This window comes from Haliea salexigens DSM 19537, assembly GCF_000423125.1.
In the GTDB taxonomy this organism is placed as follows: Bacteria; Pseudomonadota; Gammaproteobacteria; order Pseudomonadales; family Halieaceae; genus Haliea; species Haliea salexigens.
In genome coordinates this window covers 25,387-40,054 of record NZ_AUHJ01000006.1, presented here as the reverse complement: position 1 = coordinate 40,054, position 14,668 = coordinate 25,387, and the positions used below count along the sequence as shown (strand labels likewise).

The following is a 14,668-nucleotide window of genomic DNA, read 5'->3' as shown; positions in this document are numbered from 1 at the left end:
AATAATAATACGAATAGTTCTCACTTGTATTTACAGGGCATTCGTCTCGCACTACTATGCTGACTCGATTTTGTCTAACTCAAAGGGAGTACTTTTCGTGTCAGCCTCAAAAACAGAACAACCAAGCCGTTCGCGATTACTCGGCTCAAGCGCCCTGATGATGGCCCTGTCGCTGTCCGCACAGGCGCAAACGCAGCCTGGTGAAACCTGCACCGACGCCAGCGGCAAGTCGCAACCCTGCCCCCTGGCGAGCAGCGTTGCAGAAGCCAGCAAGGAAATCGAAGTGGTCGAGGTTTTTGGTGTATCCGGCACCCGCTACCTCGCAGAGCGCTCCGGTGACCAGCGCCGCGCGGCGGACCTCGCCGGCACACCGGCCACACTCAACATCCTCACCCAGTCGCAAATCCTCGATTCGGGCAAAACGGACCTGAAGGAAATCCTCAGCAGCCAGGCGGGTGTGACCCTGGGCACCGGGGAGAACGGCAATGCCTTCGGTGACCGCTACATCATTCGCGGCCACGAGGCACGCAGCGATGTGTTTGTTGACGGGCTGCGCGACCCGGGCATGACCACGCGTGAAAGCTTTGCCACTGAACAAGTGGAAATTGCCAAGGGCCCCAGCGCGACGTTCGCCGGACGCGGCACCTCCGGTGGTGCCGTGAACAGCATCACCAAGGGTGCGTTGCTCGGCGAATCATTCAACATTCTCGATGCGGGTGTGGGTACCGATGATCACTACCGCCTAACCTTCGACAGTAACCTGAACCTCACCGCGGACACAGCGCTTCGCCTCAACCTCCTCACCGGCTCGGAAACAGTGCCTGATCGCGATGGCGCCGAGCGGGATCGCCAGGGCGCGTTGCTGGCCATCAATCATGCACCCAGCGAGCGCTGGAGTCTGGCGGCAGATGTGTACTATCTCGATGCAGAAGATGTACCGGACCTGGGCAGCTATTTTGACCGCGACGCCCGCGAACCCGTGGAAGATATTCCGGTGTATGCGCAGGCGGAGGATTTTCTCGACAGTGAGGCACTGTCGTTAACGCTGCGCGGCGAATACACCTTCAATGAAGACACCAGTATGTACGCCGCCGTGCGCACCGGCGACACCGAAAACGGCTACCTCGCGACCGGGGCCCGCGGCACCACCCGTGACCCCAGCGACCCGGAGGCACCGGGCGCCGACACCATTTCTCTCAGCACCCACCAGGGCTGGCAGGATGTCGAGTACAGCGCCGCCCAGTTCAACCTGATCCACAGCATCGACAACGGCGGCATTCGCCAGCGCTGGGTATTTGGTGTCGATTATATTGATGAGCAAGTCGACAACGGCGTCTACGATGTTGAAACCCTGGGCAACCCCAATTGCCGGGTATCCGGCCGGGGTGGCGTGAGCGACGGATACTGTGTGCTCGACGGCAATGGCGCGCTATACAGCAACGCCAACACCCTGCTGCAGAGAAGCTATAAACGCGGCGAGAGTGACGCTGCCATGGACATCCAGACGATTTCCGCCTACGCCATGAACACGCTCACATTCAACGAGCACTGGGAGCTGTTCCTGGGCCTGCGGCAAGACTGGTTCGACTACAGCAATGCGGTGACAAGCCGCGGTGAAGCGTCCACCTACGACTACTCTGATACCCTGACCAACGGCCACGTCGGTCTGGTATACAACATCACCGAATACGGCAATGTGTATGCCACCTACAGCACCGCGAGCAACATCAACGGTGGCGAGTCCGACCTCGGCGCGAACTGCGGTTACGGCGGGCTTTGCGGTTCTCCTGAGCAGGTCGCGCAATCCGATCCGGAGCACGTGGAGAATATAGAGGTGGGCACCAAGTGGCAGTTCTTTGACGAGAAACTGCTGGCCACGGCGGCCCTGTTCCAGATCACCAAGAGTGACGTACACGAGAGTGTGGGCGATGCCTACTCCAACCTCGGCACGCTGAATACCGGCGAAAACGAGGTTCGTGGCGTCGAATTCTCGCTGTCTGGCTCCATTACCGAAGCACTCAGCGTGCAACTCAGTGCCGCGCTGATGGACTCGGAAGTCACCGGCTCCTTCGATCCGGCCAACGTTGGCCTGGCGCTGTCCAACTTTGCCGACGACAGCCTGTTCCTGCAGCTGCGGTATCAACCCAACGACTCCGTGGCTTTCGGTGCCAGCTACACCTACAAAAGCGAAATGTACGGTGGCCAACCCGATTCGGCGGCGGGCTACGACGCAGAAAACGGTCAGTACAGCATCGTGGTGCCCTCCTATGGCGTGGTTGACCTCTTTGCCAACTGGTTCGTCACCGACGACCTGAACCTCAGGCTGAATGTGGGCAATGTGACCGACGAAGCCTACTGGACCGCCGCATACCGCTCAGGCTCTTTCATGTATATTGGTGACGCGCGCACAGTGCGCGCTTCAGTGGTGTACGAATTCTGACAGGAGAGCGGTATGCTCATCATCCCCGGACTACTCTCCAGGGAAGAAGTCCTTCATTTCAGGGCACGGTTGCAAACCGTGCCCTGGCTGGATGGCCGCAGCACGGCGCTGGGCATGTCGGCAGACGTCAAACGCAACCAACAGGCCGATGCGGCGAACGCCACGGTGCGCACGCTCGCCAACACGCTGCTGGCACGCTACGGCGAGACGCCGACACTGGTTTCCGCAGCCCTGCCCCAGCGTATCTTTCCCCCCTGTTTCAACCGCTACGGCATCGGTGAGACCTACGGTCTGCACGTTGACGGTGCCATCATGCGTATTCCTGACACCAGTGACGTCATGCGCAGCGACGTTTCCATGACGCTCGCCCTGTCTGACGCCGAGGAATTTGACGGTGGCGAACTCGTCATCGCAACCGACTTCGGTGAGCAGCGTGTGCGCCCCCGCGCCGGTGATGCCGTGGTCTACCCCTCGAGCAGCCTGCACCGGGTGACCCCCGTCACCCGCGGTGAAAGGTTGGCCGCCATATGCTGGATACAAAGCCTGGTGGCAGATACGCAGCTGCGCCAGACCCTGTTTTCCCTCGATCAGTCGATTCAGGGCCTGATTGATGTCGAGGGGGTGCCACGGGAGCGGTTGGATGCCCTGCACCATGTTTACCATAACCTGATCAGGCAATTTGCACTGGTCTGACTTCGCGAGGCAGAGATCATGGATATGCAAGGCAAACACGTCGTCATTACCGGCCCCACAGCCGGCATCGGACGCAGCGCAGCACTCAAGCTCGCTGGGCAGGGAGCGGTACTCACCTTGCTCTGTCGCAATCCCCAGAAGGCGGAAGCATTAAAGAAGGAAGTGGTCGCAGCCGGGGGTAAGGATGTGAATGTCGTCGCGCTGGATATGACCAGTCTTGCCAGCGTGCGCCTGGCGGCACACAACTGCCTTGAGCTGGGCAGGCCCATCGACGTGCTCCTCAACAACGCGGGCCTAATGAATACCCGCCGGCGCGTATCAGCTGATGGCTACGAGGAGACGTTGGCAGTCAACCATTTCGCGCCCTTCCTGCTCACCGGTCTGCTTCTGCCCGCGCTGCAGCAAGCGCCGCGGGCGCGTATCGTGAATGTGGCCTCCGCCGCACATGCGTTTGTACGCGGCATGAACTTCGATGACATGCAGGCGGAAAAGAACTACAAGGCCTTTCGCGAATACGGACGCTCCAAGCTGGCAAATATCCTGTTTACGCGCAGCCTGGCACAGCGACTGGCGGGTCAGCCGATCACAGTGAACGCACTACACCCCGGTGCCGTGGCCACGTCTCTGGGGCAGCAGAACGAGGGCTTCCTGAAATCTATCGCGCCCGCCATCATGAAGATTTTCTTTCGCTCGCCCGACCAGGGCGCGGAAACGTCTCTCTACCTGTGTACCAGTGACGATGTCGCCGACGTCAGCGGTGATTATTTCGCCAACTGTAAAAAGGTGCGCCCGCGTGCCTGGGCACGTGACGATGCCGCGGCCGCCCGGCTCTGGACTTACACAGAAGAGTGTACGGGTTTCACCTATCCGCTGTGATACGCGAAGAATATTCGACATCGATCGTGCACAACGTACACCGGCAGGAGCAGCAAAGACCATGCGGCCCAGCTGCCCCTGCCGAGAGGGGAGATGAGTGGTGCTAGAGCCGGAAGCGCGCGCCCACTTCGAACGACCGCTCGGGACCGACGTAGATGCCCTGGCGCAGGCCCGTGATATAGCGTTCATCGGTGAGGTTCTTTACGGCACCGAACAGCGTCAGTGAGTTGCTGATTTCGTACTGCGCCATGAAGTCGAGCAATGTATACGAGGGCATCTTGCCGCCCCAGATACCGCCCGCCGCGTCGCTCGGGATCTCCACCTGGTTGCTGGCATCGCCAAACTGCGAGCCGCGGTAGTGGGCCGTCAATGCGGCCTGCAGCTTGTTACCGCTGTAGTTCAGCGCAAGGTTGGCCAGGTGCTCGGGGGCGTACGGCAAGCGGTTGCCGGCAAACTCCCCGGTTTCGAACTCGGATTCAGGCACCCAGGTTGCGTTGGCATCAACACTGAAACCGCCACCGAGCTCGTAGCCGAGCACCAGCTCCATACCCTGGTGGGTGGTTTCACCAGCATTTGACTGGGAAAGATTCGGGTCGCTGTTGCCGGTCACCACCTGGTTGTCGAAATCCATGTAGAAAGCGGCGACTTCATAGCTCAGCTTGCCCTGCAGGCCACGTATGCCGGCCTCGTAGTTGTTGGAACGTTCTCCATCGAGGTTCTGGTCGGCAAGGCCATCCAGGGCCACACCGTTGGCAGCCGGCGAAAACGCGCGATACACGCCACCGTAGAGTTGCGCCGTGGGGGTCAATTCGAAAGTAGCGCCAACACCGGGCAGAACCTCGGTATTGGAGGTTTTGGCCGAGGCGTTATTGTCCGTCAGGACGCGGCGCTTCTGCTCATAGGATTCCACCCGCAACCCCGGCGTTAGTGCCAATCTTTCACTGAGCACCATGCGGTTCTGGGCGTGTACGGCGATACTGTCGGCGCTGTCGACACGATGGCGGTCATTGAGGCCGGTGCGATCGGTGGTGCGGGTGGCGCGAATGCGTGTGTCGTCCGACTCCTCGCGCATGATCCTGAAACCAAATTCCGCCTCGTTCTCCAGGCCGAACAGTTGGTGGTCAAGCTGCAGTCTCGTATCCAGGCCAACGCGCTCAAAACTGCGGTTGTTGCCTGTGAGGGTGTCGGTATATACCCAGCGACCCGCCTCGTTGGAGGCATCGGTGTCGACATCGTAGCGCCAGTAATCACGCGACACCTCGCTCCAGTAGGCGACTGTTTGCAGGTGCGCCTGATCGTTCAGACGCCAGGCGTGGTTCAGGTCGAAAGCAATGCGGTCCGTCAGGAAATAATCGTCGGGCGCCGGATTGTAGGTGCTGCCGGCATCGTAGTCGCCCAGCAGCAAGCCGCGGTAGGAGATATTCGCGTCATTTTCGTACCAGGAGAACTTCACCCCCACTTCCTGAGTATCGCTCAGCGCCATGCCGGACTTGACCAGGATATCGGTCATTTCGTAGTCCTTGTCCATGAAGCCGTCGCTCTCGGCGCGGGTCGCCACCAGTCCTGCAAAGGCGTCACCTGACGCGCTGCGCCCGCCAGCCTCTATCGAAGCCTCGCGGGTATCGAAGGAGCCGAGCCGACCCGAAAGCAGCACGCCGTCATCAGGGGTCTTGGTCTGGTAGTTCACTACACCGCCAATGGTAGACGGGCCGTAGCGCAGAGAAGCCGACCCCTTGAGCACCTCGATGCGCTCAATGCGCTGGATGCGCGGGTTGAAATAGCGTTCGTTACCGATGAACAGACCCGGCGCGACAGGTACGCCGTCCTCCAGGATGAGCGATTTGGACTCACTCGCCGAGAGTCCGCGGATACCCAGGTTGGCCACGATCGCGGTTTCGTCCTCGGTTGCCGTGTTGATGCCGGCGACCCGGCGCAGGGCATCGTCTGTGGAGAGTGGTTGAATCAGTTCCAGCGCCTCACGGTCGATCAGCACCACGGAGCCCGTTTGCCGCGACACGGCATCCTCGCTCTTGCCAATAACCTCGATAACCGGCATGGGGAACTCTCCTCCCTCCTGTGCAGACAGGGCGGAGGGCAGGAAAACAGCGGCGACAGCCAGGGGCAGCACACGTTTTGACGGGCGCAGAGAAGCGGATTTCATGGTGTATTACTCCAGGTCAGGCCCAGGCGGCGTCTGCGGCGGGCTTGAGTTCGAAAAACAGTGACTCGGCAATGCTTTCGGCGATGACTTCTTCGGCACTCTCTTTGCAGGTACCGCAGCACATGCCCACGTCCAGCCGCGCCTGAATGTCCTCATAACGGACTGCACCCTGGCGCACCTCGGCGCGAATTTCGGAGTCGGTCACTCCCCGGCAAAGACAAATGAACATGTAATCACCTCCTGATTACGACCCAGTTTAATAGAATGCGAATCATTGTCAATTGCGTGTGGTATTAATTGTCAGTCTCGTATCGGAAATTCACTCGTCCGGCGCAACCTCGCTTGTGCTGCGCAATCCATGGCCTCAGCGCAGCAAGTTGACTACACTGCAGGAGAACACCACCACACAAGGAGCAGATCGTGAAAGGTGACAAACAGGTCATCGCCTACCTCAATCAGGCGCTGAAGAACGAGCTCACGGCCATCAACCAATACTTCCTGCACGCCAGAATGTTCGAGAACTGGGGTCTCAACAAGCTCAACGAGAAGGAGTACGAAGAGTCCATCGACGAGATGAAACATGCCGATATGCTGATCCGTCGCATCCTGTTCCTGGAGGGGCTGCCCAACCTGCAAGACCTGGGCAAGCTGTTTATCGGTGAAAACGTGGCGGAAATCCTGCAATGCGACATGAAGCAGGAAGAACTGGCCATCCCCATGCTGCGCGAAGCGATTGTGCACTGCGAGTCGGTATCCGATTTCGGCACGCGCGACCTGTTCTCGGAAATACTCAGAAGTGAAGAAGAGCATGTTGACTGGCTGGAAACCCAGCTCGAACTGATCGAGCGCATCGGCAACCAGAATTACCAGCAATCCATGATGTAGAAGCGACAAGGCCCGCCCTGCAAAACAGGGCGGGCCTTGGTATTACGCGGCCGCGCCGCGGTCAGTCACACCCACCGCTCAAGCTGTTCAACCAATTACGCACCAGCTCCACCGCTTCGTCGTGAATGATGCTGCGGCCGATTTCCGGCATGCGCACATTAGGTTCACTGGAGTTCATGCGGAATACAGCGATGGAGGCGTCTGCGTTCCCCGGCACCAGGCCGTACTGCAAGCCACCCGAACCCGCGCCCGCCGCGACCGGAGGTTTGCACACACCGTAGGTAGCATTCACTTCACGCCAGAACTCGGTGAACATGCCGGAGTTGCTGGCGAAGCCACCTGGGCTGTGGCAGTGCGCACAGTTGATATCCAGGTAAGCCTTCACCCGTGATTCCAGCGGCTTGGACACATCCTCCCAATCAGGCGCCGTGTCGATTGCCGCGAGATCCGCGGGGAGGCCCACTAGAATGCCTTCGTCCGCCATGTGCGCCAGCTGGTTCTTTGTAGCGTCGCCATACTGCCGGTCGCGATTGAGGAAACGCGCCTTGGGGCCAATGGGCAGATTCACGGTTTCCGTGTTGACACCGCTGCCGGTTTCGGCCCGTGTCACACCGTGGCAGGTTTTACAGCTGTTGGCATCGGGGATCACATACTCCGTGCTGCGCGTACTGCCGTCGCTGTGTATCCACTCCAGCGAGCGGCGGCCACCGGCGACCGTCAGGTCCGCGCCGCTGCCATCTTCACGCCAGATGTAAGGCAGTGTGGCCCAGCCATCCCGACGGTGAATCATCAGGCGGGTTTCGATAATCACCTCGCCCGAGGCCGCATTGAGGAAGTCATTGGGCATGGTAAAGGTCTTGGCGATGATGGTGCCCACCGGGAAATCGAACACATTCTGCTCGTTGTAGGCCGCCTGCAGACCCTCGGGTACAAAGATGAAGCGGTATTTGCTGGCGTAATCGGTGAACAGCGCACTGGTCAATTCATAGCCCACCCCGGCATTCGCCGCGGCACGTGGCTCCAGGGCATCCGCAAAAAGATTGTAACCAGCGAGCTCCCGGCAACTCACCTCGGTTGCATCGAAGTTGGGGCCGGCACCCTCGGGCGTGCACAAGGCGGCTATTTCGTCGTCCGTGAGGGGGCGTTCACCCTGGGCAATTTCTTCTGGTGTGTCCAATTCAACCGCGGTCAACGAGGCATGGGCACAATTGAAGAAGGCCGGGTCTATGCTCGCACCACCACCACCGGGCTGGAACACAACGCCCAGACGCACGGAATCCTTTTCCGCCACACAGATGCGATCCGCATCCGCGAACGCACCCTCGGCTTCGCCCAAACCGTCGTACACCACCTCGGGCAGGCCATCAAGCCCGGCAAACAGGCCGGCGACATCCAGCGCCAGGTCTGCAGGTGCATACGCGTTGTTGCTATAAAGGTTGTCGTGTACGTGAATGCGCCTGGGGTCGGGGTCATAAGTGGCGTCATTGGTCGTGAGGCCACTGATGTCGTAGCTGACGATGGCGACCGCCATGGACTGGTTATTCTCGATGCGGTTGCCGAAAATCTCCACGTCATCAAACGCCATGGCCAGAATGCCGGTACCCGCCGGTACCACACCGACAATGTTACCGGCCGGGGCAAAGTTGGGCGTGTTGTTGTCGCGAATGGTGTTGTCGAAAATGCGTGCGCGCGCTCCATCCACCGACAGGTTGGGCAAATCAAACACAAGTATGCCGCCCGTGTTGTTCTCGGCGAGGTTGTCGTACACGTCGGAGTCAGTGGAGTTTTCGATTTCGATACCGGCCACGTTCAGCGACACCCTGTTCCGGCGCACAATGATCTTGTCCGACTGCCCCACGTAGATACCGGCGTCACTGGCACCGATAACCTCACAGTCCTCGATCAGCACATTCTTGGTCTGCACGGGATACAGCCCGTAGGCCCCGTTCTCCTCGCAGGCACCGCAGGTCCACTCCACCCTCATCGAACGCAAGGTCACGCCGTTGGAAAACTTGAACTTGATGCCATCCGACGGAGCGTCAATGACGGCAAAATCCTCCAGCACCACATTGTTGCTGGTTACGAGGATGCTTTCGCCGCCAGACACCTGGGTACCGAAGTCGAGCAGGGTTTCACCCTGGCCCTGGCCGCGCACGGTGACGTTATCGACATCCAGAGAGAGCTGCGCGTCCAGTGCGTATTCACCCGCGGGCAGCTCGATGGTCTGCCCGGGTTCAACATTGATAAAGGCTTCTATCAGGCGACGCTGAAAGTCTTCTCCGGGCTCAACAATCACCAGGTTCGGGTCCGGCACTTCCTCTGGCGTGACCTCCGGCGGCGCTACCGGGGCGGGGTCACTGCCGTCGGAGCAACCGACAAGTGCAGCGAGGCCCAGGACGAGAACAGCGGAGAGAGCAGGTAGTCTGGCAAGTATCTTCATCGTGCTTCCGTTTTATTATCTTTTATAGGGAACCCTGCCTGTTTACCACAGGCAGGGCAAAACACAAAGCGGCTTTAACCGATCGCAACCAGCTCGATATCGAAGGTGAGATCCTTGCCCGCCAGCGGGTGGTTGGCATCCAGTACCACCACGTCGTCGCCGACTTCGGCGACACGTACCGGAATCGCCTGGCCATCGGGGGTTTGCATTTGCAGCTGCAGACCCGGCTCCAGCGGAATGTTTTCCGGTATCTGGGAGCGGGCGACCTCCTGCCGCGCTTCGTCGGCAGGCTGGCCGTAAGCGTCGTCGGCAGCCACGTTCACCTGCTTCTTGTCGCCCACCGTCATGCCCTCAATGGCACGATCGAGGCCGGGGATGATTTGCCCGGACCCCACCTCGAACTGCAGGGGGTCGCGGCCATCGCTGCTGTCGAATACGGTGCCGTCGTCGAGGGTGCCGGTGTAATGAATGCTGACGCTATCGCCTGCTTTAGCTGCGCTCATAGTGTGCTCCTGATGCGTAGGGAAAGGGGAAACTACGCAGTGCAGCGCGCAGTAACTCGCGAGCACCCCAGTGTAACGGCTGGGCTGGCGATGTAAACCGGAGAGGCGGAAAACCTGCGGCCGCGCCGCACTGGAACCCGAAACGGTAATATTGATGCGGTGCCGCGCTGGCTACAGCATCCGATGGTCAGTATCTTGCGGGCAACCGCCGGGTGTTACCCGGCACAAACCCGTGTCAGGAGCAGAGTCATGATTGCGTTGGCGGCCGTTCTCATCGGCCTCGTTGTACTGGTCTGGAGTGCAGACCGCTTTGTCTCAGGGGCGGCGGCAACCGCCTGGCACTTCAACGTTCCCCCCCTCCTCATCGGCATGGTGATCATTGGTTTCGGCACCTCCGCACCGGAGATGGTGGTCTCGGCCATCGCCTCCAGCCAGGGCAACCCCGGCCTGGCGCTGGGCAACGCCTACGGATCCAACATCACCAACATTGCGCTGATTCTCGGTGTGACCGCCCTGCTCAGCCCACTTGCCGTGCATTCACAGATCCTGCGCAAGGAACTGCCTGTTCTGCTGGCGGTAACGGCACTGGCGGCGTGGCAGGTGGCCGATGGGGTCATTACCCACGTTGAGGCTTTTGTCCTGCTGGGGGTGTTTGTCCTGCTCATGAGCTGGACCATCTATCAGGGACTGCGCGGCCCCGCCGACACCCTCGCCACAGAGGTCCGCGCTGAACACGAGAGCGCGGAGAACATGGCTCTCGGGCGCGCGCTGTTCTGGCTGTTCTTTGGCCTGGTGTTGCTGGTTGCGGCCTCGAGGCTGCTGGTGTGGGGCGCTGTACTGATTGCGCAGAGCCTGGGTGTCAGCGATCTCGTCATCGGCCTCACCATCGTCGCCGTCGGCACCTCCCTGCCCGAGCTGGCATCGTCGGTGATTGCCGCGCGCAAAGGCGAGAGCGATATAGCGCTGGGCAACGTGATCGGGTCCAACCTGTTCAACACACTCGCCGTGGTGGGCATTGCCGGTGGTATTGCCGAAATCACCGTGCCACCCGAAGTGCTGGGACGCGACGTGCTCAGCATGGGCGCGCTGGCTCTCCTGCTCTGCGTGATGGGTTATCGACGGCGCGGCCAGGGGCGCATCAACCGCGTGGAGGGCGCCCTGCTGATTCTGTGCTTCGTGGCTTACACGTGCTGGGTACTGTTAACCAGCGCTGCCTGAGGTGACTTGACGCAGCAGTGCCTCGAACTCGCTGGCGGGGAGCGGCTTGCTGAAGTAGTAGCCCTGGAACTCGTCGCAGCCGTGGTCCTTGAGGAACTGCCACTGCTCCCGGGTTTCCACACCCTCGGCGATCGTGCGAAAGCCCAGCCCCCGTGCCACACCGATAATGGCCAGCGCGATCGCCTGATCCTCGGCATCTTCCGCCACACCGTCGACAAAACTCTTGTCGATCTTCAGTTTCTGTACCGGATACCGCTTCAGGTAGCTCAGGGACGAGTAGCCGGTGCCGAAATCGTCAATCGAGAGCACGACGCCCCGGCGGTGCAGATCGGCGAGTGTTGCCAGGGTCTTGCCGGAACTTTCCATGGCGATACGCTCAGTCAGCTCCAGATCGAGAAGTGCCGCAGGGACCCCCGCGTCGGCCAGCATCTGGCTCACCATGTCGGCAAAGTCGTCGCGGTAGATCTGCACCGCGGAAAGGTTCACGGCCACAGGCCCCACGGGCAGCCCCGCCGCCTGCCACAGCGCTTGCTGCGCAATGGCAGTACGCAGTACCCAGCTACCGATGTCGAGTATAAGCCCGCTCTCTTCCGCAATCGGGATAAACCGCGAGGGCGGCACGAAGCCCAGCGTTGGGTGCTGCCAGCGAATAAGCGCCTCTACCCCGGTAATCTCGCCGGTGGTCAGGCTGACCTGCGGCTGGTAGTGCAGGCTGAGGTCACCGTCGGCCAGGGCTTCCCTGAGCTGGTTCTCGATCTGCAGGGTTTCATTCGCGTGCACGCGCATCTCGTCCTCAAAAACACAGAACGCGTTGCGCCCCGCGAGCTTGGCCCGGGAAAGGGCGGCGTCGGCTGACTGCGTGAGCTGATCCAGGTCCCTGCCATGTTCAGGGAAACAGGCGATGCCGATACTGGCCGTCACGCTGAGACGGTGCGAATCGAGTTCGAGCGGCTCGGCAATCAGCCGCAGCAGCCGCACAGCCATATCGGCCGCCTCGGCCTGTCCTGAGCCAGGCAACAGCAGGAAGAACTCATCGCCCCCCATGCGACACAGTGTGGCCTCCAGGTTCAACTCGGCTGTGAGCCGGTTGGACAGCGACTTGAGTACGCCATCACCCACTGCAAGGCCCAGTGATTCATTGATCAACTGGAAACGGTCGAGGTCTATATACAGCAGGGACAGCGGCGCCGAGCTGGCCGCAGCCGCGTTCACCGCAAACCGGGTTCTCTCATGCAGTAATTCACGGTTGGGTAAGCCTGTCAGGGGGTCGTAGTTGCTCAGGAAAAGGATGCGATCGCGGTTGTCCCGGTGCTCGGTGATATCTGTGGATATTCCGCACAGCGCATAGACCTTGCCGTCCGCATCACGCAGGGGAATCTTCACCGACCAGAACACGCGACTCTTGCCCGTGCTCCTCACGGTATCGACTTCCTCACGTTCCTGTAATATTCCTGAAGTCAGCACCTTCCGGTCGCTCTCGCGGATGCGCGCGACACTTTCGGCTTCGAGCAGCTCCTCGTCGCCGCGCCCGATCAATTGCTCACGCTCGATGCCCCAGGTCGCAACTACCTGTTGATTGACAAACAGGTATTTACCGTCAAGGTCCTTCAGGTATATGCAGGCCCCCACATTTTCCAGGATGGTCGACAGCAGCGATTCGCTATCTCGAATCGCCTTCTCAAAGTTCGCGCGCTGCTCCTCGCGGTCAAAGTTGTTCAGCGCGAAGCTGATATCGGCGCTCATCTCGTGCAGCAGGTCCATCGCTTCATCGTCGAATACATTGCGGTGGGCGTGGTAGACGCTGAGCACGGCGAAGGGCTTGCCCCCGCGCGGGATGGGAAACGCCGCCGACGAGCGCCAGCCGAATTCCCGCGCGCGGTCATGCCACGGTTCGGTCAGGGAGGAGTCGAGATAGTCATTGATGACCACCGGCCGGTTCTCGCGTGCGGCGGTGGCCATGGAGCCGCCCCCACCGGGGTGATCGGCGTGGACCGACAGGGACTTGCTGTCGAAATACTCGCTCCCCTCGCCCGTACCCGCCACACCGATAATGTCACCGGTCTCCGGGTCAATGCGACCTACCCACGCCAGCGTGAAGCCACCATAGCGAACGGCCACATTGCACACCAGCGGCATGAGGTCTGCCTCGCTGTCCATGCGCACAATGGCCTGATTCACCTCGCTCAGTGCGTGATAGAGGTTCGCGAGCCGCTGAGCACGTCGGTCGCTGCGGTCCCGCCCACGAGCGATCACCAGCACCAGCAGGGCGAGCGCCAGGCTGGCGGCACCGCCCGCCATGAACATCATCGATGCACGGCCTGACGCCAGCACCGCGGTACGGAAGGCGGGCGTAGAGCTCACGTAAAAGGTCCAGCGGCGAGTACCCACAGTCAGGCTGCGCTCTATCTGCGCCTCGCCGCGCGCACCACGCTCCGCGTGGGAAACCGCGTCAGACAGATAAAGAACGTTGTCGGGGTCGGCGGGGTCGCCATCGAAAATATCGAAATCCAGCCCGGCATTGATCTCCCTCGCCATACCGCCGATCAAGTCCCGGACGCGAAAGGGTACATCGACGTAGCCGGTAATCCGCTCGCGACGAGCTGCGAGGGTGCCCGGAACCTCAGATGCACCATAAATGGGCATGTACATGACAAAAGAGGGTGACCCCGGTTGCACCTGTTGCTGGAAATCGTCACCCGTTTGATCCTGAACCAACTGCAGGGGCCGGGTAATGACGATCTCGCCGAGGTCACGGGCCTTTTCGGCCGCAGCACGTGCCACCGGAATCTGATAGATGTCCAGACCAATGGCGCGGAGGTTGGCGCCGGCCATCGGCTCGATATAAGCAATAGGCGCGAGCCAGTCGGCCGCGCCCTCGGGCCGGATATCGTAGGCCACAGGCAGCTGCGCCCTCATCGTTTCGAGATGCTTTTCGAGGCCGCTGCGCGGCACCAATTGCACCCAGGCGACGCCCTGCAGCCCGGCGAGCTCCGAGGTGGCATTGAGGGCCCGCGTGTATGCCAGAAACTCCGGGTATTCGACGCTCTCCGAACCCTGGAAATAGCCCTGCAGGCCGCGCATCACCACGGAGTAGGCGTGCAGCTGCTTCTCAGCCACCGCCACCAGGCGCTCGGCCTCGGCACTGAACGCGGAGTGCAGCAACACCTGTTCTCGCCGGTGGTTATGCTGCCACATAGCGATGGTGAGAGCCGTGCCCAGAAACAGCACAAAAACCGACAACAGGGCCGGGGCGAGGCTGGCTGAGCCGCTTTTCTTGACTACGTTCATGGCAATTGCCGCGGCACGGCATCGCCCTCCCTATCGGCGCTCATTGCATCGCATGTAAGCACGGGTGAAAAAACCCCGCAATCACTGTTGCTGGTATTCGTCACTTTCACCCTCGCAAGCGCACCACTTTGGCTCACTTGCCCACCCGGCAGGGCTATCGCTGC

Annotated in this window: 10 protein-coding genes; 5 read left to right on the top strand and 5 right to left on the bottom strand. The window is 60.7% G+C overall.

The genetic code is table 11. The features are described from left to right. The first annotated feature begins 97 nt into the window (after window positions 1-97). Genes G533_RS0108330 through G533_RS0108320 form a run of 3 tightly spaced genes read left to right on the top strand, consistent with a single transcriptional unit; the run spans window position 98 to window position 4,009 of the window. Entirely contained in the window at window positions 98-2,440 is a 2,343-nt protein-coding gene (locus G533_RS0108330; protein ID WP_027949564.1) for a TonB-dependent receptor, read from the top strand. A gap of 12 nt (window positions 2,441-2,452) precedes the next feature. Further along, window positions 2,453-3,133 carry a Fe2+-dependent dioxygenase gene (locus tag G533_RS0108325; protein WP_027949563.1) on the top strand — a complete coding sequence of 227 codons (681 nt, stop codon included), beginning with the start codon at window positions 2,453-2,455 and terminating at the stop codon, window positions 3,131-3,133. Window positions 3,134-3,151: 18 nt separating this feature from the next. Beyond that, window positions 3,152-4,009, top strand: coding sequence for an SDR family oxidoreductase (locus G533_RS0108320; protein ID WP_051230118.1), 858 nt, complete (start codon window positions 3,152-3,154; stop codon window positions 4,007-4,009). 103 nt (window positions 4,010-4,112) lie between these two features. On the opposite strand, the gene G533_RS0108315 is transcribed toward G533_RS0108320, so the two are convergent. Together G533_RS0108315 and G533_RS21150 are read right to left on the bottom strand one after the other, a co-directional pair. After that, a complete protein-coding gene (locus G533_RS0108315) occupies window positions 4,113-6,170 on the bottom strand; it encodes a TonB-dependent receptor family protein (RefSeq protein ID WP_027949561.1) in 2,058 nt (685 codons plus the stop codon). Window positions 6,171-6,186: 16 nt separating this feature from the next. Then, entirely contained in the window at window positions 6,187-6,399 is a 213-nt protein-coding gene (locus tag G533_RS21150) for a (2Fe-2S)-binding protein (protein WP_084638889.1), read from the bottom strand. 191 nt (window positions 6,400-6,590) lie between these two features. On the opposite strand from G533_RS21150, the gene bfr reads away from it, so the two are divergent. Next, window positions 6,591-7,055, top strand: a complete 465-nt coding sequence (bfr, locus tag G533_RS0108305) for a bacterioferritin (protein WP_027949560.1) — start codon at window positions 6,591-6,593, stop codon at window positions 7,053-7,055. A 61-nt stretch (window positions 7,056-7,116) separates the two neighbouring features. On the opposite strand, the gene G533_RS0108300 is transcribed toward bfr, so the two are convergent. Together G533_RS0108300 and G533_RS0108295 are read right to left on the bottom strand one after the other, a co-directional pair. After that, window positions 7,117-9,495: a parallel beta-helix domain-containing protein gene (locus G533_RS0108300; RefSeq protein ID WP_027949559.1), complete on the bottom strand. Its 2,379-nt coding sequence runs from the start codon at window positions 9,493-9,495 to the stop codon at window positions 7,117-7,119. A 74-nt stretch (window positions 9,496-9,569) separates the two neighbouring features. Beyond that, window positions 9,570-9,998 (bottom strand): FKBP-type peptidyl-prolyl cis-trans isomerase, encoded by a 429-nt coding sequence (locus G533_RS0108295; protein ID WP_027949558.1) that lies wholly within the window; start codon window positions 9,996-9,998, stop codon window positions 9,570-9,572. Between the two features lie 249 nt (window positions 9,999-10,247). Between G533_RS0108295 and G533_RS0108290 the strand changes: the two genes are divergently transcribed. Next, window positions 10,248-11,216, top strand: coding sequence for a calcium/sodium antiporter (locus tag G533_RS0108290; protein WP_027949557.1), 969 nt, complete (start codon window positions 10,248-10,250; stop codon window positions 11,214-11,216). Here G533_RS0108290 and G533_RS21145 read toward each other — a convergent pair. Continuing rightward, window positions 11,199-14,504 (bottom strand): bifunctional diguanylate cyclase/phosphodiesterase, encoded by a 3,306-nt coding sequence (locus G533_RS21145; RefSeq protein ID WP_051230115.1) that lies wholly within the window; start codon window positions 14,502-14,504, stop codon window positions 11,199-11,201. The two genes, G533_RS0108290 and G533_RS21145, sit on opposite strands and share 18 nt — an antisense overlap. Window positions 14,505-14,668: the final 164 nt, after the last annotated feature.